Annotated in this window: 18 protein-coding genes; 16 read left to right on the top strand and 2 right to left on the bottom strand. The window is 34.5% G+C overall.

Annotated elements, in window-relative coordinates:
• Positions 1–16 precede the first annotated feature (16 nt).
• Positions 17–1,414, top strand: coding sequence for an alpha/beta hydrolase family protein (locus tag AAEO59_RS12400; RefSeq protein WP_341701062.1), 1,398 nt, complete (start codon positions 17–19; stop codon positions 1,412–1,414).
• Between the two features lie 249 nt (positions 1,415–1,663).
• Here AAEO59_RS12400 and AAEO59_RS12395 read toward each other — a convergent pair whose 3' ends face one another.
• Together AAEO59_RS12395 and AAEO59_RS12390 are read right to left on the bottom strand one after the other, a co-directional pair.
• Positions 1,664–1,882 (bottom strand): DUF6500 family protein, encoded by a 219-nt coding sequence (locus AAEO59_RS12395; RefSeq protein WP_188495594.1) that lies wholly within the window; start codon positions 1,880–1,882, stop codon positions 1,664–1,666.
• Between the two features lie 391 nt (positions 1,883–2,273).
• Positions 2,274–3,392 (bottom strand): DUF6438 domain-containing protein, encoded by a 1,119-nt coding sequence (locus AAEO59_RS12390; RefSeq protein ID WP_341701061.1) that lies wholly within the window; start codon positions 3,390–3,392, stop codon positions 2,274–2,276.
• A gap of 371 nt (positions 3,393–3,763) precedes the next feature.
• Between AAEO59_RS12390 and ccsA the strand changes: the two genes are divergently transcribed.
• From ccsA to AAEO59_RS12315, 15 genes are all read left to right on the top strand, one after another.
• Positions 3,764–6,964 (top strand): cytochrome c biogenesis protein CcsA, encoded by a 3,201-nt coding sequence (gene ccsA / locus AAEO59_RS12385; protein WP_341701060.1) that lies wholly within the window; start codon positions 3,764–3,766, stop codon positions 6,962–6,964.
• Between the two features lie 184 nt (positions 6,965–7,148).
• On the top strand, positions 7,149–7,922 hold the full coding sequence (locus AAEO59_RS12380) for a Rossmann-like and DUF2520 domain-containing protein (RefSeq protein ID WP_341701059.1): 774 nt from the start codon (positions 7,149–7,151) through the stop codon (positions 7,920–7,922).
• Complete coding sequence (locus tag AAEO59_RS12375) at positions 7,906–8,433, top strand: KdsC family phosphatase (protein WP_341701058.1); 528 nt, start codon at positions 7,906–7,908, stop codon at positions 8,431–8,433. The genes AAEO59_RS12380 and AAEO59_RS12375 overlap by 17 nt, the downstream gene beginning before the upstream one ends.
• 132 nt (positions 8,434–8,565) lie before the next feature.
• Positions 8,566–9,495: a geranylgeranylglycerol-phosphate geranylgeranyltransferase gene (locus tag AAEO59_RS12370; RefSeq protein WP_341701057.1), complete on the top strand. Its 930-nt coding sequence runs from the start codon at positions 8,566–8,568 to the stop codon at positions 9,493–9,495.
• Positions 9,485–10,069 carry a Maf-like protein gene (locus AAEO59_RS12365; RefSeq protein ID WP_341701056.1) on the top strand — a complete coding sequence of 195 codons (585 nt, stop codon included), beginning with the start codon at positions 9,485–9,487 and terminating at the stop codon, positions 10,067–10,069. Before AAEO59_RS12370 ends, AAEO59_RS12365 begins: the two co-directional genes overlap by 11 nt.
• A 10-nt stretch (positions 10,070–10,079) precedes the next feature.
• Complete coding sequence (locus tag AAEO59_RS12360; protein ID WP_341701055.1) at positions 10,080–10,610, top strand: mechanosensitive ion channel domain-containing protein; 531 nt, start codon at positions 10,080–10,082, stop codon at positions 10,608–10,610.
• A gap of 100 nt (positions 10,611–10,710) precedes the next feature.
• Complete coding sequence (locus AAEO59_RS12355) at positions 10,711–11,019, top strand: hypothetical protein (RefSeq protein WP_341701054.1); 309 nt, start codon at positions 10,711–10,713, stop codon at positions 11,017–11,019.
• A 149-nt stretch (positions 11,020–11,168) separates the two neighbouring features.
• On the top strand, positions 11,169–11,645 hold the full coding sequence (locus AAEO59_RS12350; protein ID WP_341701053.1) for a hypothetical protein: 477 nt from the start codon (positions 11,169–11,171) through the stop codon (positions 11,643–11,645).
• A gap of 157 nt (positions 11,646–11,802) precedes the next feature.
• A complete protein-coding gene (locus AAEO59_RS12345; protein WP_341701052.1) occupies positions 11,803–12,276 on the top strand; it encodes a hypothetical protein in 474 nt (157 codons plus the stop codon).
• 159 nt (positions 12,277–12,435) lie between these two features.
• Entirely contained in the window at positions 12,436–12,933 is a 498-nt protein-coding gene (locus AAEO59_RS12340; protein WP_341701051.1) for a hypothetical protein, read from the top strand.
• Between the two features lie 227 nt (positions 12,934–13,160).
• On the top strand, positions 13,161–14,159 hold the full coding sequence (gene lpxD / locus AAEO59_RS12335; protein WP_341701050.1) for a UDP-3-O-(3-hydroxymyristoyl)glucosamine N-acyltransferase: 999 nt from the start codon (positions 13,161–13,163) through the stop codon (positions 14,157–14,159).
• 502 nt (positions 14,160–14,661) lie between these two features.
• Complete coding sequence (locus tag AAEO59_RS12330; RefSeq protein ID WP_341701049.1) at positions 14,662–16,290, top strand: acyl-CoA carboxylase subunit beta; 1,629 nt, start codon at positions 14,662–14,664, stop codon at positions 16,288–16,290.
• Positions 16,291–16,294: 4 nt separating this feature from the next.
• On the top strand, positions 16,295–16,804 hold the full coding sequence (locus tag AAEO59_RS12325) for a GNAT family N-acetyltransferase (protein WP_341701048.1): 510 nt from the start codon (positions 16,295–16,297) through the stop codon (positions 16,802–16,804).
• Between the two features lie 905 nt (positions 16,805–17,709).
• Complete coding sequence (gene fdhD, locus AAEO59_RS12320; RefSeq protein ID WP_341701047.1) at positions 17,710–18,588, top strand: formate dehydrogenase accessory sulfurtransferase FdhD; 879 nt, start codon at positions 17,710–17,712, stop codon at positions 18,586–18,588.
• A gap of 34 nt (positions 18,589–18,622) precedes the next feature.
• Positions 18,623–20,989, top strand: coding sequence for an FdhF/YdeP family oxidoreductase (locus AAEO59_RS12315; protein WP_341701046.1), 2,367 nt, complete (start codon positions 18,623–18,625; stop codon positions 20,987–20,989).
• Positions 20,990–21,033: the final 44 nt, after the last annotated feature.

Genomic DNA, 21,033 nt, shown 5'->3' with positions numbered 1-21,033 from the left:
TCTAAAAAAAACTAAAATGAAACCATTTTTAACCTTATCCTTGACGCTTTTATCATGCTTTTTTATAAATGCACAGGAAATTACCGGACAATGGAATGGCTTTCTCAAAGTTCAGGGAATGCAATTAAGACTCGTTTTTCATGTTACAAAAACAACTGACGGCTTTACGGCCACTATGGACAGTCCGGATCAAAAAGCTAATGGAATTCCGGTAACCAAAACCACTTTTGAAAACCCGAAGATAAAATTTGAAATTGCAGCTATTAATATGCAATACAATGGCGAATTAAAAGAACAGGAAATCATTGGTGTTTTTACACAAAACGGTCAGCAATTCCCTTTAAACTTATCCCGAAATACAATAGAAAAAACAACTGTAAAAAGACCTCAGGAACCCACAAAGCCCTTTCCTTATTACGAAGAAGAAGTTACTTTTTTAAATCCGAAAGCCAACATTTCTCTGGCTGGAACTTTAACATTACCTAAAAAAGAAGGTATTTATCCTGCTGTTATTTTGATTTCAGGAAGTGGTCCTCAAAACCGAAACGAAGAAATCATGGGACACCAACCTTTTTTAGTAATTTCTGATTATTTAACGCGCAACGGAATTGCCGTTTTAAGATATGACGACAGAGGTTTTGGAAACTCAAAAGGTGATTTTAAATCAGCTACCACAGCTGATTTTGCTACTGATGTCGAAAGTGCTTTAGCCTATTTAAAAACCAGAAAAGAAATCAATCCAAAACAAATTGGCTTAATCGGTCACAGTGAAGGCGGCATCATTGCTCCGATTGTAACTTCAAAATCCAAGGATGTCAATTTTATTATTCTGCTCGCCGGGACCGGAATTCCGGGAAATGAATTATTGCTGTTACAACAGGAAAAAATGGCAAAAGTTTCCGGTATGCCAGATGATGAAATACAAAAAGCATCAGCCTACAACAAAAAGCTTTTTAATTTGATGTTGCATTCGACCGACATCGAAAAATTAAAATCGGATTTGAGAGCTGAATTGAACCAAATAATAAACAATGATACTGCTGCCAAAATCCCAAACGGTATGCCCAAAGAAAAATATATCGATGGGCAACTAAACCAACTTACTTCTCCCTGGATGCTCTATTTTACAAAATTCAATCCGTCTACCGCATTGGAAAAAATTAAATGTCCTGTATTAGCTCTTAACGGTGAAAAAGATGTGCAGGTTCCTCCCAAAGAAAACGTAACCGCTATAAAAAACGCCTTAACCAAAGCCGGAAATAAAAAAGTTACAACGATAGCATTTCCCAAGCTAAATCATTTATTTCAGGAATGCAAAACAGGCGCTCCTGAAGAATACGCAACCATCGAACAAACATTTGCTCCTGTTGTTTTAGACGAAATGCTACAATGGATTAAGTTGCAAACTAAATAACTAACCCGTTGGGTGAAATTATTAAAAACGTCAGTTCGAGTGTTTTTTGTGTAGTGAAACGAAACAAAAAATGTATCGAGAACCGTTTTTAATGAAATTTTTCTTGTTCTCGATACGATTTTCTACGGAAAACCACTCGAACTGACGAAAAATCACCATCAAAAACTAATTTCACCAAACGGGTTAAATAACTACTAAAAAACGGAATTAAACCCTTAGTATTTCATTAGCTGTAGGTGCTAAAAATCATTACAATCCATTCTCTACCATTTCTCTTATTTTTACCGCTTTTTCAAAATGATCGAGCTGGTGTTTCATAATCCACCATTCAGCAACTTCCATTAGGAGTTTCGGATTATCATTTTTATTAGCGAAAAAAGCATAAAATGAAAGCCCGACGTTTTCTCCTTTCTTTTCAATTTTTTCGTTACAAATGGCGATTATTTTTTGACTTATTGTGGGGTTCATTTAGGTTGTTGCTTTTTTTCGGATTAGTTGGAAAACAATAATTAGAATCATAAAAAGTGAGATAATAATGCTGATTAGGATAATTCCAACGGCACCTGTTGCGCATTTATTTCCGCTGTTTGTTATGGCAAATATTGCAGTAACAAAACTTATAAAAGTAAAAATAAGCTGCATAAAAAAACTTAAAATACAAATTACAATATAATTAGTACTGATTGATTTGTTTAATGCTTTATTTCCCATTTTGTATTGGAAAACTGTTGGTATAAATAGAAATAAAAAGGATATTAGGTATAGCATATAATATTTTGTTTTTTAATTTAAGTAGGTACTCTATGCAATCGACAACCAGAAGATATTTTCTTGTAGCAAGTATTGATAGTACTTTTACTTAGTCATATTTTGTTTTCAATTGAAGTTTTTTACTTAGTTCATTTTTCTCAATGAAATTAAAACCTAAATCGAGAGTATAAGAATTTTTATTATGTGGAATCATTTTGAAATATCTGCCATCTGTTTCAATTCGATGGATACCAAAATCCGTTTCATAATCTCTAAAATATTTCGCAGTAAAAGTGTTATTCGTTGTTTTTGAGTTACTTAGTAAATTATATAAAAAAAATGCTTCTGAACTTGAAAGTGTAATAATCTTATTTGCTTTTTCAAAACTGAAATACCTTAATTCCTGAAAATCTTTAATCTTTTTATTTTCCTGTAATTTCAGTGTTTGATATAGATAGGTTAGTGGTTCAATTGTAATTCTAAATAATTTTGGTGATTGTCTTCCGTAATCTTTTATAGTTTTAATTATTTTATTGTCTTTAACAAAGGTTATAGAAACTTCTTGGTCATCGGTCCAATTTGCGGAATAATTATCTTTTAAATTTAGAAAATTAGTTTTCTTTAAATCAACTTCTATTTCTTTGAAATTCTTTGGTTCTATTTTGGATTTAAAAAAACCATTTTTAGTGTTATAGCCTGATCCGTGATAATAAATTCCACCGTTTTTATTTATTTCGATATCATTTATTGAACAACTACCAAAACAAGGTGATTTTGAAATGATTATTTTGTCAAAACTTTCATTTTTGTTTTCCTTGTAATTTACTTTAGAAAAATTTAGTATTATGTTTTTTTCAAATTTTAGTTTTAAGTTTTTTGAAGTAATTTCAACTATTTGAGAAGCATCCCATTTTTTAGAAACAAGATTAAAAATATACAAGCTGTCATCTAAGATTCTATATTTTGTTTTTGTCCCATAAAATATAGTTTTTCTTTCTTCTTTTTCATTTTTTTCTTTTGTATCGAAATAACCTGGTTTACTTACACAATTTTCATTTTGAGCGAAAGAATAACCAAAATCAGAATAAAAATAATTTTTCCTCTTAGGAATTTCATTTTCAAAAATCCAATCTCCCAAAATCCTGTTTTCATAGTTGTATATTGGTTTCTTTTCACAAGAAATCAATATTAATAACAGAAGAAATATGTATTTATAGCGTTTAATCATATTATCCCTTTAACCTAAATATTAGCTGATATTTTTTTCATTACTTTTTCAAATATATTAAAATATTCCTACAAATAATTTTGTTTATAAAACAAAATCTTCCTTTTTGCAGAATTTGCGTGAGGGGGAGAAGCGGCATCTTTTTATGGAACGCAGTGGAATAAAAAAATACAGCGTATCACCCGACCTTGTTGCTGAAAAAAAGAACTTTTTTACCGGAATAGTTCCGCAACAAGGGCACGCCCAAAAAAAGAAAAATAAAAGCGATTTCCTTCCCTTAATTTTGGATTAAATTAACAACTGTACGACTTAAGAACTCAACATTTTTGAGTACTTTTGCCACACTTTTATATCAATGTAATCCCATAGAAATGGATAAAAAAATCTACGCTTTTTTGTTTTCTACACGCTTAATGGCTTTTCTTTTTCTGGCTTTTGCAGTAGCGATGGCAACAGGAACTTTCATCGAAAGTAAATACAATACAGATACCGCCCGAATTTGGGTCTACAATACTTGGTGGTTTGAAGGAATTATGGTCATTTTCATGATTAACTTTTTAGGAAACATCAAACGTTACCAATTATGGAAAAAAGAAAAATGGGCTAGTTTACTACTACATTTGGCGTTTATTTTAATTCTTTTAGGAGCATTTATCACTCGTTATATCAGTTTTGAAGGCGTGATGCCTATTGATGAAGGCGCAACCGAAAGTCAGTTTTTCTCTGATAAAACATTTATTACAGTTTTCGCTGATGGCGAATACAAAGGCGAAATGAAACGTCGTGTTTACGAAAAATCGGTGCTGCTTTCGCCTGTAACCAACAATGATTTTTCGGTAGAAGGACAGTTTGCCGAAACTCCATTTGAAGTAACATACAAAAACTTCATCATGGGTGCAAAAGAATATATTAAACCGGATGCTAACGGAACTTTGTACATGAAACTGGTTGAAGCCGGTTCAGGCGGACGTGAGGAACATTTCTTAAAAGAAGGTGAAGTGCAAAATATTCACAATGTGCTTTTTTCTTTAAATAAACCTACTGATGGTGCCATCAACATTACTTTTGATGGCAAAGATTACACCATAGAAACGCCTTTTGAAGGAAACTTTATGCGAATGGCGGATAAATTGCAAGGTACTGTTAGCAAAGATAAAGTTCAGCCTTTGATGATGCGTTCTTTGTACAGCATTGGCGATATTCGAGTGGTTTTTCCTGATCCCGCAACCAAAGGGGTTATTGATTACGAATCCAGTAACGACTTTAAAGCCAAAGGACAGGAAGATGCTCTTGTTGTAACTGTTAATGCCGAAGGACAACAAAAAGAAGTCACTCTTTTAGGCTCAAAAGGAAAAACAGGCGAACCTAAAACTGTGAAAATCGGTAATATTGAATACTCATTATTCTACGGAAGTAAAGCCTATATTTTGCCTTTCAAAATAAAATTAAACGATTTTATTGCTCAAAAATACCCTGGAACAGAGAAAAGTTATTCCTCTTTTGAAAGTCAGGTAACGGTTCTGGATTCTGCCGAACAACCATTTGATGCCCGCATTTATATGAATCACGTTTTGGATTACAAAGGCTATCGTTTTTTCCAATCTTCATTCAAACCGGATGAAAAAGGAACGGTATTATCTGTAAACCATGATTTCTGGGGAACTTACATTACTTATGCCGGCTATTTTATTTTATTCTTTTCGCTTATGGCAATTATGTTTACGAAACATTCCCGTTTTGCTGATTTGAAACGAAAACTGGAAGTAGTTAAAACGAAAAAAGAAAAATTAATTACAATTCTGATTCTGTTCTTAAGTTTTAATGGTTTTGCGCAAATGCACAATCATAATCACGACCATGAACATGATCATGCAAACGAATCAAAATCTAAAACTCATCAAAGAGTTGCTCCTACCGAAAAGGAATTAGATTCTTTAATTAATAAATTCAAAGTTTCCGAAAAACATGCGGCGCAATTTGGACGACTGATTATTCAGGATGCCGGAGGAAGAATGAAACCTATCAATACTTTTTCTTCTGAATTGCTGCGTAAAGTAAGTCATGCTAACGAATACAAAGGCTTAAATTCAGACCAGGTATTCTTATCCATGTCTCAATATGGACAGCTTTGGATTGAAGTTCCTTTGATTTACATCAAAAGCGGAAATGACAGTATCCGTAAAATTATTGGTATTGATGCTAAAGCAAAATACGCACCTTTTATTGCTTTTTTTGACGGAGAAGGAAATTACAAATTAGGGCCGTACTTAGACGCTGCTTATCAGGCTGCTAACCCAAATCAGTTTGAAAAAGATTTCGTGGAAACGGACAAAAAAGTGAACTTGATGGAATCGGCGTTAAGCGGAAACATTTTGAAAATTTTCCCTATTCCGAATGATCCTAACAACAAATGGATTTCGTTAAACGAAGTTCAAAAATCAGGTTTAAAAGGCATGGATTCTACGTATACAGCTAGCGTTTTACCCTTGTATTTTGGTTCTTTAAATAATGCGGCTATCAATGGAGAGTATAAAAATGCCGATGAATTACTGGAAAGTATTCACGGTTTCCAAAATAAATTTGGAGCCAAAGTAATGCCTTCAGAAAGAAAAGTAGATTTAGAGATTTTATATAACAAGTACGACGTATTCCAAAAATTACCCTATTGGTATTTAACAGCAGCAATCTTGATGCTTTTATTTACTATCCTGAAAATATTCAAAGAGAATAAAACCTTGAATTATCTGGTAAATGGAATGCATATTATCATCGGATTATTGTTTGCTTTACATACAGCAGGATTAATTGCGCGTTGGTACATTTCAGGTCATGCGCCTTGGAGTAACGCTTATGAGTCTATTGTTTATGTTTCCTGGGCAACGATGTTCTTTGGATTAGCTTTTGACATAAAATCCAAATTAACTGTTGCTTCTTCTGCCTTTGTAACAGCAATGATCTTAATGGCGGCCTATATGAACTGGATTGATCCGGAAATTGCCAATCTGCAACCGGTGTTAAATTCATATTGGTTAATGATTCACGTAGCGGTTATTGTGGCTAGTTATGGTCCTTTTGCTCTGGGAATGATTTTAGGTTTTGTTTCGTTGTTGTTAATCTTTTTTACCAATGAAAAGAACAAAGCCAAGATGAGTTTAAACATCAAAGAAATCACCTATATCAACGAAATGTCTTTAACAATCGGATTGATTATGTTGACTATTGGAAACTTCCTGGGCGGACAATGGGCTAATGAAAGTTGGGGTCGTTATTGGGGTTGGGATCCTAAAGAAACTTGGGCTTTAATCAGTATTATGGTATATGCTTTTGTAATCCATGCTCGTTTTGTTCCTGCGTTGAGAGGAAAATGGTTCTTCAACTTAATGAGTATGTTTGCTTTTATTTCCATCTTATTCACCTATTACGGAGTAAACTTCCACTTAGTGGGACTACATTCTTATGCTAGTGGTGAAGCACATTCATTAAACTGGATTTATTACACTTTGGGAACAATTGCCCTAATAGGAGCATTAACTTATCCAAAATACAAAAAGTACTACCAGAAAAATAAATAGTATTTTTTCAAATACCTTACATTGCCACAGATTCTATTGAATTCAAAAAGTAAATTACTTTTATCAATCGAATCTGTGGTTCTTTTTTACAATAAAATATTATCTAAAAATTCGAGTTATTTAAATAGGTTTTCTTACCTATATTAGAATTTTGCACTTAAGTTTTTTTGTTAATTTTACCCTTATGATTAAAGTAAGCATTATTGGCTCCGGAAATGTAGCTCAGCATCTTATTAATACTTTTAAAAGTCTTTCGAATTCCGGTAACGAAATTGAATTGGTTCAGGCGTATTCCAGAAGAAAAGAAAGTCTTAGTAATTTACTTCCTCTGGAAAATATTACAGATGATTTCAATACTTTAAAAGAAGCCGATTTGTATATCATTTCAGTTTCTGATGATGCCATTGCGGCAGTTTCTGATGCCCTTCCTTTTAAAAATCGATTAGTAGTTCATACATCCGGCAGCATGCCTTTTTCTATTTTGAATGACAATAACCGTAAAGGGGTTTTCTATCCTTTGCAAACATTTACCAAAGGAAAAGCAGTTGATTTCACATCAATTCCGCTTTGTCTGGAAAGTGAAAATGGTACTGACTACAAACTTTTGGAAAAAGTAGCTAAAGCAATTTCCAACAAAGTTTTTGCTATCAATTCTGATCAAAGAAAAGCCTTGCATGTAGCAGCCGTTTTTGTGAATAATTTTACCAATCACCTCTACTCTATTGGAAACGAAATTTGTCAGGAAAACCAAATTCCTTTTGAAATTTTAAAACCTTTAATGGAAGAAACGCTCAATAAACTAAACAATTTATCGCCAATAGAAGCACAAACTGGCCCCGCAATACGCAATGATCAAAAAACAATTGCAGCTCACGAAGCCTTTTTAAAAAAAGAAAATCAATTAAATATTTATAAAACCCTAACACAATCGATACAAGAAAATGGCAAAAAGTTATAAAGAAATAATGAACGACATCACTACATTTATTTTTGATGTTGATGGCGTTCTAACTGATGGATCTGTATTTGTAAGCAATGATGGCGAAATGCTAAGAACCATGAATATTCGCGATGGATATGCATTGAAAGCAGCTGTTGAAAGCGGCTATAATGTTTGTATTATTTCAGGCGGAAGTAATGAAGGGGTTCGTATACGTTTACGAAATCTTGGTATAACTAATATCCATTTAGGAACACCTGATAAGGTAGAAACCTTTGACGAATACATTGAAATCAACCAAATCAAACAGGAAAACATTTTATACATGGGCGATGATATTCCGGATTACAATGTAATGAAATTGGTTGGCTTACCAAGTTGCCCTCAGGATGCCTGTCCAGAAATTAAAAGTATCTCTAAATACATTTCGCATAAAAATGGTGGAAAAGGAGCTGTTCGTGATGTTATAGAACAAGTGATGAAAGTTCAGGGGAAATGGATGGCAAATTTTGACGGGAAACACGATTAGTATTCAGTGGTCAGTATTCAGATTGCAGATTTTAGATTTTAGATTTTAGATTGTGAATAAAAATAGATTTTCAACTATCAAAACTATCAACAGACAACCCATAACCCACAACTTATAACTCATAACTCAAGAATGCACTTCCTCAATCTCATTCGATATAAAAACCTATTGATGCTTGCTTTTATGCAGCTTATTTTAAGGTATGGCTTTTTGAAATTGCAAAAAATCGATTTGGCGCTGGCTGATTGGCAATACGGCTTATTAGTTTTAAGTACCGTATTAATAGCTGCTGCAGGATATGTCATAAATGATATTTTTGATCAGGTAACTGATGCTATCAATAAACCGAGTAAAGTAATTGTAGGCAAATCCATTTCGGAGGCGACAGCTTATAATATTTATACGTTATTAAATGTTAGTGGAGTGGCCATTGGTTTTTATTTAGCCAATGTGATTATGCGACCTAATTTTGCAGGAATATTCATTTTTATAGCAGCCACCTTATACATTTATTCTACAAGTTTAAAACAAATGCCAGCAATAGGCAATGTGGTTGTGGCTTTATTACTATCGGCAAGCGTACTAATCATTGGGATTTTCGATATTTTTCCGGCGACCGATATCCACAATCAAAAAACAATGGGAGGTTTATTTTCTATTCTTTTGGATTACGCCATTTTTGCTTTTATGATAAATTTACTTCGCGAAATTGTAAAAGACTTAGAAGATTTTGAGGGAGATTACAAAGAAGGCATGAAAACCTTAGCCGTTGTATTAGGAAAACAAAAAACAACCAAACTGCTTTTTGCGTTGAGTTTTGCTCCTATCCTAGCCCTTTTATTTTATGCTAATCATTATCTTGTTCCAAACCAATTAATTGTTGCTGAAATTTATAGTTTGCTTTTTATTTTAGGTCCTCTAATTTATTTTAGCATCAAAATTTGGAATGCCACTTCCAAAGAGGACTTTTCAATTTTAAGTAAAGTGCTCAAATGGATTTTATTTTTCGGAATTCTATCCATTTTAATTATCTCATTAAATATTAAATACCATGCTTCGTAATAAACTTAAAAACTACCAAATCATCTTAGCTTCGGGTTCGCCTCGAAGACAGCAATTTTTCAAAGATTTAGATTTGGATTTTGAAATTCGCTTAAAAGAAATTGAAGAAATCTTTCCGCCGGAGTTAAAACGCGAACAAATTACTAATTACCTGGCCGAACTCAAAGCAGCGGCTTTTGATGGTGAATTAAACGATAACGAAATTTTAGTTACCAGCGATACTTTGGTTTGGCATAAAGAAAAAGCATTGGGAAAGCCAAAGGATGCCAAAGATGCTTTTGAAATTTTGAAATCCTTATCCAATGCAACCCACGAAGTGATAACTTCAGTTTGTTTTAAAACTAAAAATAAAACAGAAACCATATTCGAAATCACCAAAGTTACTTTCAACGAATTAACCGATGACGCCATTCGTTATTATATTGATAATTACAAGCCTTTTGACAAAGCGGGTGCTTATGGCATCCAGGAATGGATAGGTTTTATTGGAGTCGCTAAAATTGAAGGTTCATACGCTAATGTAATTGGGCTTCCGGTAGATAAAGTTTACCAGTATTTAACTAATTTAACTTAAAAATTTAAACATGCATTTTTTTGAAGATCACTCCAATGAATTAATCATTAGCGGAATATTACTTGTAGTCATATTCATTATCCGTATTATTTCTACAAAATTAGTACGACGATTTGCTAAAACTTCAGATCGCATTGAACACCGCACCAATTTAGTTATAAAATACATCCACCTACTAATCAACATCCTAGCCTGTATTGGACTTATTATTATTTGGGGTGTAAGAGCTAAAGACATTGTACTAGCAGTATCTTCAGTAGCTACTGTTGTGGGTGTAGCCATGGTAGCCCAATGGTCTATTTTGAGTAATATTACATCCGGAATTATCTTATTTTTCAATTTCCCTTTCAAAATTGGCGATACCATAAAAATTCACGATAAAGATTTTCCGGTTGTAGGAGAAATCGAAGACATCTCTGCTTTTTATATTATTTTAAAAGATAATGAAGGAGAACAGGTAATTTATCCCAATAACCTTCTCTTTCAAAAAGGAATTTCTATACTTCAGGATAAACACGAAGAAAGAGAATTTACCGATTAAGATTATTTTTTTACCAATTAAATGCGCAATAACTGATTAATACATCATTAATAAGTATATTTATGAAAAAGAACTGGATTTTAATTTAATTTTTTTAAGTATGAAAAAACGAATCTTTTATTTACTGGCCTTAATACTATCTTTAAGCGTATTACCTACAAACACCTATGCAATTGAAAAAAATGCAACAGCAACTCCAAAAGAAGTTCCTGCAGAGGTAAAAACAATGCTTAACCGACTCAATGAAATCAAAGAAATGGATAAATCCAATTTGTCTTCTTCTGAAAAAAAAGAATTGAGAACTGAGGTTAAAACCATTAAAAAGAATTTAAAAAATTCAGGTCATGGGATTTATTTATCAGTAGGAACCATAATTATCATCCTGCTTTTATTAATTTTATTACTTTAATTTTAAAACTATAACCCATTAATTAACAGCCTGTTTCACAAAAACAGGCTGTTTCTTTTTAAGGCAATTTAATTTTAAAATCTATTTTTGGCACAGTAATTGGCTTAATCCTACCAAAGTTAAATGTCTAACATAAAAAAATAGAACTTATGAAAACTTTAAAATTTATTATCGCAGCCTTTATCATTTTTACAACTTCTACCTCCGCAAATGCACAAGTATCCGTAAATGTAAATATTGGAACTCCTCCTGCATGGGGACCTGCAGGATATGCAAATATTGATTATTATTATTTACCCGACATTGAATGTTATTATGATATACGTCATTCACAATTTATTTATTTTGGAAACGGAAGATGGATTCATGCAAGACAGCTACCTGTAAGATACCGTAACTATGATTTGTACCACGGTTATAAAGTAGTCTTACACGATTACCACGGAAGAACTCCTTATGCATACTTTAAAAATCACAAAGTAAAATATTACAAAGGATACAAAGGAAAACCGCAAAAAGCAATAGGTTATAGAAAATACGATAAACACGATAACGGAAGAGGTAACCAACATGATAATAAACATTGGGACAATCATAATTCCAATCGTGGTCACGGAAAACACTAATTTTTTTAACTACTAAATAATAAAAGAAACGCTAATAGCGTTTCTTTTTTTTACGCCTTGTTCAAATGTTAAAATAAAGTTAACAAAACAAACATTGGCACGCAAATTGAAAATATAATTTCAAATTAATTACTCTAAATTTTAAAACTATAATTTTATGAAAACCATACAATTAATCGTTGCTGGAATGCTATTATTTTTAAGCAGCAACACACAGGCACAAGTATCTGTAAATGTCAATATTGGAAATCCACCAGCCTGGGGACCAGCTGGATATTCAAATGTAGAATTTTATTACTTACCCGATATTGAGTGTTACTATGATATAAGACTGGCTCAGTTTATATATTTTAACAACGGAAGGTGGACTCGTATAAAAAACCTTCCAAGCCGCTATAAAAACTGCGATTTGTATCATGTCTACAAAGTAGTTTTAACAGATTATCATGGAAAAACGCCTTACAAACATTTTAAAAACCATAAGGTTAAATATTATAAAGGTTATAAAGGATCACCTCAAAAAATGATTGGAAACAGTAAAAACAAAAGTAATAATAATACAAATTTCAAATCAGATAAAAATCAAAACCACGGGAATAACGGCCATGGTAATGGAAATAAAAAACACTAATTATTTAGTAATAATAAATAAAGAAATGCTAATAAACGCTTCTTTTTTCAAAACTAATAAAAGTTAAAATAAAGTTAATAAAATATTTTTGGCACGCTAGTTGTTTTTACCATTAATACAAATAAATAAAACCCCAAAATAACTTAAAACATAGAAATCATGAAAGCATTAAAATTAATCGCAACCGGAATTGTTTTTTTTGCAGCTGCTGCTACCTCACAAGCACAAGTTTCAATAAATGTAAACATAGGAGCACCAGCAGTAGTAGTAAGACCGGCATGGGTACCACAAAACCATGTTAACGTAGATTTTTACTATATCCCAGAAATCGAATCGTATTATGATGTTAGCGCTGGATTATACGTTTATTTAAACAACGGAAACTGGTGTCGTACGAGATACGTTCCTGCAAGATATAGAAACTACGATTTGAATCACGCCCGTCGTATTGAATTAAGAGGTTACCACGGAAGTCGTCCTTACACTTATTACAATTGTCATAACGAAAGATATTCAAATAACCGTTATAACAACAGATACGTAGAAAGTCGCCGTTATGACAACCGTCGTTATGATAATCGTCGTGACAACCGTTATGCCGACAATTACAGAGAAAATCACGATAGAGGAAATCATTACGGACACAGAAACCGTTAATATACTGAAATTAAAACTCTTAAAGCCATCACCAAAGCATTTTGGAGATGGCTTTCTTTATTTTATAATACAGAGCTAAAAAGATTATTCTTTATTTTCTTCCCAAAAAAATTAAAAAACACGCCTTTTTACTCTTAAATTACCAGACAACTAATAAAACATTAGGAATATCTTCTCAGAATCTCTTTATTTGAGTCTTCTATATCAACCTAAATACCAAAACAAACATGAAATCCTACTCCATTGAAGAAATAAATAATGTTTTAAAAGGCGTTATTTCCGGTACAAGCTTGCAAAACATTACTGCTGCTGAACAACTTGAAGTTGCTTCAAATTCAGAAATTTCATTTATTGGAAGTAAAAAATACGAAAAACTCTGGGCTACATCAAAGGCTTGTGTTGCAGTAGTAAACGAAGATATTTCTATTGAACCAGGCAAAAACAGGGCTTTTATAAAAGTTAAAAATGCCGATTTGGCGATGTCACAAATTTTAGAACTTTTTGCCTTACCAGCTCCTCAATTCCATGTAGATATTCATCCATCTGCTGTGGTGGATTCAACAGCTATTATTGGCGCTGGAACTAAAATTGGGGCAGGATGTTATATTGGACCTAAAGTAAATATTGGCGAAAACAGTATTCTATATCCTAACACTACCATTCTTGACGAAAGTACCATTGGAAACAATACCGTTATTTGGTCAGGTACAGTAGTAAGAGAACGCTGCCATATAGGAAATCATTGCATCATTCATCCAAATGCTACTATTGGAGCTGATGGTTTCGGATTCCGTCCTTGTCCTGAAAAAGGTCTTGTAAAAATACCTCAAATTGGGAATGTCATTATTGGTAATAATGTCGAAATTGGCGCCAATAGCTGTATTGACAGAGGGAAATTTAGCTCAACGGTTTTAGGAAACGGCTGCAAAATTGACAACTTAGTCCAAATAGGACACAATAGTAAACTGGGACAATTTTGCATTATGGCTGGAAACAGTGGTTTGGCTGGATCCGTAACCTTAGGAAACGGCGTAATCATTGGCGGAAGTGCTTCCATAAAAGACCACACTACTATTGGCGATGGTGCTGTAGTGGGCGCAGGATCGGGAGTTACCTGCGATATTCCTGCCGGCAAAACCATGTTAGGTTATCCTGCAGTTGAAGCTCGTGATGCCTTAAAACAATGGGCCATTTTAAAAAGACTGGTACACGATTCCAAAAAATAATTTTTTTTTATTTTTTTTACCGCAGCTTCGCAAATTTAAACCTTTGTGAAGCTGCGGTTCTTTTTTGTAACAAAAAAAACTTAAACTTTTTAAACATATAAGTCATATAAGTTTTGACTTTCTTTGACTAAAATTAGCATGTATTAAAGTTTATATATGCTTAGTGAGCTTCTCAAAATCCCCTGACCTTTGTGTCTAAATTCCACCACTAATTACACAAATATTTATAAATTAATAAACCTTAATATTGACTTAACTTTTTACTTTAGTTTAAATCAAAAAAACTTATATGACTTATATGGTAAAAAAATTACACGAATTATTACTTGTGATCTTTACGAAAAACTTTGTGTCCTTTGTTTTAATAAAAACCATAGATTACACAAAATTTAAAAAAATTATTCCTTCCAAACTTTGCGAAAAACTTTGTTTCCTTTGCGGTTAAAAAACCACAGATTTTGTATTTTAGCAACCCTTATATTCGGCAATAAACAATACAACCATGGATTTGAACTTCAACAAAAACGAAGACCACAATAAACTTTTACTTTCTGATTTAAAACAAAAATTTGCCAAAATAAAATTAGGCGGAGGTGAAAAACGCATTCAAAAATTACACGCCGAGGGCAAAATGACGGCTCGTGAACGTATTGACTATTTGCTGGATGCCAATGCCAAAAGTATTGAAATTGGTGCGTTTGTTGGAGACGGCATGTACGCAGCACATGGAGGTTGTCCTTCGGGAGGAGTTGTGGTAAAAATAGGTTATATCAAAGGTAAGCAATGTATTGTGGTAGCTAATGACGCTACGGTAAAAGCTGGAGCCTGGTTTCCTATAACTGCTAAGAAAAACCTACGCGCACAGGAAATCGCCATGGAAAACAAAATTCCGATTATATATCTAGTCGATAGCGCTGGAGTATATTTACCCTTGCAGGACGAAATTTTCCCGGACAAAGAACATTTTGGTCGCATTTTTAGAAACAACGCTATAATGAGCAGTATGGGAATTACCCAAATCTCAGCTATTATGGGAAGTTGTGTGGCGGGAGGTGCTTATTTACCTATCATGAGCGATGAAGCCATTATTGTGGACAAAACTGCCAGTATCTTTCTAGCCGGAAGTTATTTGGTTAAAGCTGCCATCGGAGAAACCATCGATAATGAAACCTTAGGTGGAGCAACAACGCACTGCGAAATTTCAGGAGTAACTGACTATAAAGCCAAGGACGACAAAGATGCCTTAGACAAAATAAAAAATATTGTAGATAAAATTGGCGATTATGATAAAGCAGGTTTCAACCGTATCAAAGCGGAAAAACCAGCTCTTGACGATAATGAAATCTACGGTATTTTACCAAAAGCCCGAAGTGAACAATACGATATGATGGAAATCATCCTTCGTTTGGTGGATAATTCGGAATTTGAAGCTTATAAAGAAGGCTACGGTCAAACCATCATTACCGGATATGCCCGAATTGACGGTTGGGCAGTAGGAATTGTGGCCAATCAAAGAAAGGTTATCAAAACCAAAAAAGGCGAAATGCAGTTTGGAGGCGTGATCTATTCCGATAGTGCCGACAAAGCCACACGTTTTATTGCCAATTGCAACCAGAAAAAAATTCCGTTAGTTTTCCTTCAGGATGTAACCGGATTCATGGTGGGTTCCAAATCGGAACAAGGAGGAATTATCAAAGACGGAGCCAAAATGGTAAATGCGGTGAGTAATTCGGTTGTTCCAAAATTTACAATAGTCGTTGGAAATTCCTATGGAGCCGGAAATTATGCCATGTGTGGCAAAGCCTATGATCCAAGATTAATGTTAGCCTGGCCAAGTGCCGAATTAGCCGTTATGGGCGGAACGCAAGCTGCTAAAGTATTGGCACAAATAGAGGCTTCTGCTTTAAAAGCTAAAGGTGAAACCGTTGACGAAGCCAAAGAATCCGAATTATTTAACAAAATAAAAGCCCGTTATGACGAGCAGGTATCTCCTTATTATGCCGCTTCCCGACTATGGACCGATGCGATTATCGATCCATTAGAAACACGTAATTGGATTTCGATGGGAATCGAAGCAGCAAACCACGCTCCTATTGAAAAAGCATTTAATTTAGGAGTGATTCAAGTATAAAACTATGAGCTATCAATTTAGAAAAGCGAATCTTTCTGAAATCCCTTCAATTTGGGATATTCTACAAAAAGCGATTCAGCGTCGCAAAGAAGATGGCAGTAACCAATGGCAGGATGGTTACCCAAATCCGGAAGTCATTCAAAAAGATATTGAAAAAGAGACAGGATTTGTTTTGACCATTGAGAACCAAATCATTGGCTACACAGCAGTACTCATCAATGACGAACCAGAATATGCCAAAATTATCGGGAAATGGCTAACCAATGAAGATTTTGTCGTATTTCATCGGGTAGCTATTGCCGAAGAGCATTTGGGAAAAGGTTTATCTAAAGTGATCCTGAATTACATTGAAGATTTTGCCTTGAGCAAGCAAATTTACAGCATCAAAGCTGATACCAACTTTGACAATTTTGCCATGCTTTCCATTTTTGAAAAATTAGGGTATCAGCACTGCGGAGAAGTTTATTTTAGAGGTGGAGAACGATTAGCTTTTGAAAAAGTCCTAAATAAATAGAATTTACAAATAAACAACTGAAATATTCCACACAGCAACCGCCCTCAAATAAAAAGCCTACAAAAACAACGAAAAAGCAAAGTGGCAGCACTCCACAAGTTGAGCCTGAAAGGCGAACGGCTTGGGGTGCGGAACGGAGCTTTTAGGTAGTTTTTACGTTTTTTATTTGCCAGGCTTGATTTTTTTGTTTCTTTTTTGATCAAGCAAAAAAGAAAAACAGAAAAATATCCTGACTCTCTCTTATAATTCGTTTTTCTTAAAACATAAAATTTATATAGCTACTAATTTCCACAGCAACCGCCCTCAAATAAAAAGCGTACAAAAACAACGAAAAAGCATAGAGGCAGCACTCCACAAGTTGAGCCTGAAAGGCGAACGGCTTGGGGTGCGGAACGGAGCTTTGAGGTAGTTTTTAAGCTTTTTATTTGCCTGGCTTGATTTTTTTGTTTCTTTTTTGATCAAGCAAAAAAGAAAAACAGAAAAATATCCTGACTCTCTCTTATAATTCGTTTTTCTTAAAACATAAAATTTATATAGCTACTAATTTCCACAGCAACCGCCCTCAAATAAAAAGCGTACAAAAACAACGAAAAAGCACAGTGGCAGCACTCCACAAGTTGAGCCTGAAAGGCGAACGGCTTGGGGTGCGGAACGGAGCTTTGAGGTAGTTTTTAAGCTTTTTATTTGCCTGGCTTGATTTTTTTGTTTCTTTTTTGATCAAGCAAAAAAAAAAAAACATTCTCTCAGCTTAATTTCAGAACTTTAGCATTCTATACGATTCCTTTCATTTGCAATAAAAAAAGATAGCCTTTCCTTTTATTGACTATCTGCAATAATTATAGTAATTTTAAATGCTTCCTTCTGTAAAGCACTTATTCAATCTTTTTCAAATTAAAAAAATTAGTATGGAAATAAAGGATTTGGAAAGTATTTCCATCAAAAACAAGCTGATACAAAAAGTCAATGGAACTCAAATTTCAGTCCAAGAAGATGTACTCTCCATAGAAGAACCGCTCGAAATCCGATTAAAATACTATCAAAATCAAGAAGTTGTTACTCAAAATATTTCGGTTACCATGCGTACTCCGGGAAATGATTTTAATTTAACCCTCGGTTTTTTATTTACTGAAGGAATCATCACTGAATATGAAGCAATCCAAGGCGTTTTTCATGTTGAAAAAAATTGTGCTTTGCAAAAAAACAACAGCGTACAGGTTGAATTAAAAGAAGGTTTTACACCTCAATTAATGCAGGCAGACAGGAATTTTTATACCACTTCCAGTTGTGGGGTTTGTGGAAAAAGTTCCATTGAAGCTATAAAAACAGTAAGTCCTTTTAAAGAGCTAGCCCCTACTCCAATTACTATTTCATCCGAAATTTTATACCAACTCCCTCAAAAATTAAGAGAGGCACAAAGCGATTTTTCCAATACAGGGGGCATTCATGCTTCGGCATTGTTTCGCATTGATGGAGAATTATTGTTTATACAGGAAGATGTAGGAAGACACAATGCTTTAGATAAATTAATCGGTAAGGCTTTCACCAAAGTTTTACTGCCATTAAACCAACATATTTTACTACTTAGCGGAAGAATCAGCTTCGAATTAGTGCAAAAAGCAGCCATGGCAGGAATTGCAGTTGTTGCGGCCATTGGAGCACCTTCGAGTTTAGCTGTTGAACTGGCAACAGAATGCAACATCACACTCATTGGTTTCTTGAACGAAAACCGATTTAATATTTATTGTCAAAGTAGTACTTTCAATTTAGAAACCACAGAAAATTAAACCTAGACTTTCCACCTCCAATAAAACATTGATCATGAAAGAAGACGATAAAAATCCAAAACAACCCAATCCCGAAAACCCCTATAAAACTTTAGATTTAAAACTAACTAAAGTCAAAGATTGGGCAGCAGGAATGCAAGGTGTACAGGCATCAATTAGCGATTTGATTGAAGAAAAAACACTTACACGTGGCGGAAAAGCTTTGTTCAAAATGAATCAGATGGGTGGTTTTGATTGTCCAAGTTGTGCCTGGCCGGATCCCGATGATGAACGCTCACCAATAGGCGAATACTGTGAAAATGGTGTAAAAGCACTGGCAGAAGAAGCCACCACTAAAAAAATCACTCCTGAATTTTTCAAGGAAAATTCGGTTTACAAACTTTCACAATTAAGCGATTATGAAATAGGTAAAAAAGGCCGATTGACAGATCCGCTGTATTTACCTAAAAACGGTACACATTACGAAGCGATTTCCTGGGAGGCTGCTTTTGAAAAAATTGCTCAATCCCTGAACGAATTGGATTCACCCAACGAAGCTATTTTTTACACTTCCGGACGAACCAGCAACGAAGCGGCATTTTTATACCAACTATTCGCCAAAGAATTTGGAACCAACAATATGCCGGATTGTTCCAATATGTGTCACGAAACCTCGGGAACGGCACTGCGACCTACCATCGGAATTGGAAAAGGAACGGTAAAACTGGAAGATTTTTATGATACCGACTTGATTGTTATCATTGGGCAAAACCCAGGTACCAACGCACCAAGAATGCTTTCTGCACTTGAAAAAGGCAAGAAAAACGGTGCTAAGATTATTGCTATCAATCCCTTGCCGGAAGCAGGATTGATGGGTTTTAAAAATCCGCAGGAAGTAAAAGGGATTCTTGGCAATCCCGTAAAACTGGCTGATTTGTACCTTCCTGTAAAAATTAGCGGCGATATGGCTTTACTAAAAGCCTTAGAAATGCTGCTGCTGGATTTTGAAAAGAAAAATCCGGGTAAAATTTTAGATCAAGAATTCATTCACGAAAAAACAACCGGATTTGAAGCTTACCTGAAACAATTTGAGGATTATAATTTTGACCAATTTGTGGAAGAATCAGGAGTACCAAAAGAAGCCATTCAACAGGCAGCCGAAATGCTGGCGTTTAAAAAACGAATCATTTTTTGCTGGGGAATGGGAATTACCCAACAACAATACGGAGTAGATATCATTAAAGAAATCCTTAATATTTTATTGCTAAAAGGCAGTATTGGCAAGCCCGGAGCTGGGGTTTGTCCGGTGCGTGGACATAGCAATGTTCAAGGCAATCGCACCATGCTGATTGACGAAAAACCAACACAGGAACAATTGGATCGATTGCAAAATTATTTTGGATTTAATCCGCCTCGCGAAAAAGGCTATGACGTGGTAAACGCCATAAAAGCGATGCATAATGAAAAAGCGAAGGTGCTATTTTGTTTGGGAGGCAATTTTTTATCAGCGACTCCAGACACCACCTACACTACAGAAGCATTACGAAAGCTCAATCTTACCGTCAGTGTTTCGACCAAATTGAATCGGACGCATTTGATTCACGGTAAAGAATCGTTGATTTTGCCAACCTTGTCACGCAGTGATATGGATATTGTGAATGGCGAACTACAAATTGTGACTACCGAAAATTCTATGGGCGTAGTTCAGGATTCTAAAGGAATTTTGAAACCCGTTTCGGACCAACTCATCAACGAAACCCAGATTGTTTGCCGCATGGCCATGGCCACCTTAGGTGACAAATCAGTAGTGGATTGGGCAAAATACCACAATGATTATGATGCGGTGCGAGATGCCATTGAACAATGCATTCCGGGTTTTGAAAATTACAATGTGAGAGTCCGCCAAAAAGGAGGCTTTTATTTGCCTAATGCCGCAAGGGACGGAAAGTTTAATACGAAACAATTTGGCGATCGTGTTCCTTTTACACTAACAAGTGCCCCAGTTAATACCTTAGCTCAAGACGAATACCTGATGGCCACCACCCGAACCCATGACCAATTTAACACCACCATTTACGGACTGGACGACCGCTACCGTGGTATCAAAAACGAGCGACGGGTAATTTTTATGAATGAAAAAGACATTGAAAAAGCAGGCTTTAAAAATGGAGATAAAGTGGATTTATTTAATTATGATGATGGTATCGAACGCATTGCGCCCTTATTTATTATTGTTCCCTACCCTATTCCTGAAAAAAACACGGTAACCTATTTCCCGGAAACCAATGTGCTGGTATCGGTTAATAATGTGGTCAAAGAAAGCAATATGCCGGCTTCCAAGTACGTCAAAATCAAAATTAAAAAACACGATGAAGCTATTTATAACAGAGTAAATCCTTACTTTAAAAAATTAATTTTGTAAGATATTTTTAATACATTTGAAAAAAATCAACTAAATTCATTAAA

Origin of the sequence: Flavobacterium flavipallidum, assembly GCF_038289905.1 — a bacterium.
Lineage (GTDB): Bacteria > Bacteroidota > Bacteroidia > Flavobacteriales > Flavobacteriaceae > Flavobacterium > Flavobacterium flavipallidum.
The sequence above is the reverse complement of the archived record's forward strand: the minus strand, read 5'-3'. Positions and strand labels throughout refer to the sequence as shown.

Bases quoted from the DNA above. Each gene is read 5' to 3' on its own strand.
- ccsA (WP_341701060.1), top strand. From the start codon at position 3,764: ATGGATAAAAAAATCTACGCTTTTTTGTTTTCTACACGCTTAATGGCT.
- AAEO59_RS12355 (WP_341701054.1), top strand. From the start codon at position 10,711: ATGAAAAAACGAATCTTTTATTTACTGGCCTTAATACTATCTTTAAGC.
- fdhD (WP_341701047.1), top strand. From the start codon at position 17,710: ATGGAAATAAAGGATTTGGAAAGTATTTCCATCAAAAACAAGCTGATA.
- AAEO59_RS12315 (WP_341701046.1), top strand. From the start codon at position 18,623: ATGAAAGAAGACGATAAAAATCCAAAACAACCCAATCCCGAAAACCCC.
- AAEO59_RS12330 (WP_341701049.1), top strand. From the start codon at position 14,662: ATGGATTTGAACTTCAACAAAAACGAAGACCACAATAAACTTTTACTT.
- AAEO59_RS12390 (WP_341701061.1), bottom strand. From the start codon at position 3,392: ATGATTAAACGCTATAAATACATATTTCTTCTGTTATTAATATTGATT.
- AAEO59_RS12325 (WP_341701048.1), top strand. From the start codon at position 16,295: ATGAGCTATCAATTTAGAAAAGCGAATCTTTCTGAAATCCCTTCAATT.
- lpxD (WP_341701050.1), top strand. From the start codon at position 13,161: ATGAAATCCTACTCCATTGAAGAAATAAATAATGTTTTAAAAGGCGTT.
- AAEO59_RS12400 (WP_341701062.1), top strand. From the start codon at position 17: ATGAAACCATTTTTAACCTTATCCTTGACGCTTTTATCATGCTTTTTT.
- AAEO59_RS12370 (WP_341701057.1), top strand. From the start codon at position 8,566: ATGCACTTCCTCAATCTCATTCGATATAAAAACCTATTGATGCTTGCT.
- AAEO59_RS12350 (WP_341701053.1), top strand. From the start codon at position 11,169: ATGAAAACTTTAAAATTTATTATCGCAGCCTTTATCATTTTTACAACT.
- AAEO59_RS12360 (WP_341701055.1), top strand. From the start codon at position 10,080: ATGCATTTTTTTGAAGATCACTCCAATGAATTAATCATTAGCGGAATA.
- AAEO59_RS12345 (WP_341701052.1), top strand. From the start codon at position 11,803: ATGAAAACCATACAATTAATCGTTGCTGGAATGCTATTATTTTTAAGC.
- AAEO59_RS12375 (WP_341701058.1), top strand. From the start codon at position 7,906: ATGGCAAAAAGTTATAAAGAAATAATGAACGACATCACTACATTTATT.
- AAEO59_RS12395 (WP_188495594.1), bottom strand. From the start codon at position 1,882: ATGAACCCCACAATAAGTCAAAAAATAATCGCCATTTGTAACGAAAAA.
- AAEO59_RS12365 (WP_341701056.1), top strand. From the start codon at position 9,485: ATGCTTCGTAATAAACTTAAAAACTACCAAATCATCTTAGCTTCGGGT.
- AAEO59_RS12340 (WP_341701051.1), top strand. From the start codon at position 12,436: ATGAAAGCATTAAAATTAATCGCAACCGGAATTGTTTTTTTTGCAGCT.
- AAEO59_RS12380 (WP_341701059.1), top strand. From the start codon at position 7,149: ATGATTAAAGTAAGCATTATTGGCTCCGGAAATGTAGCTCAGCATCTT.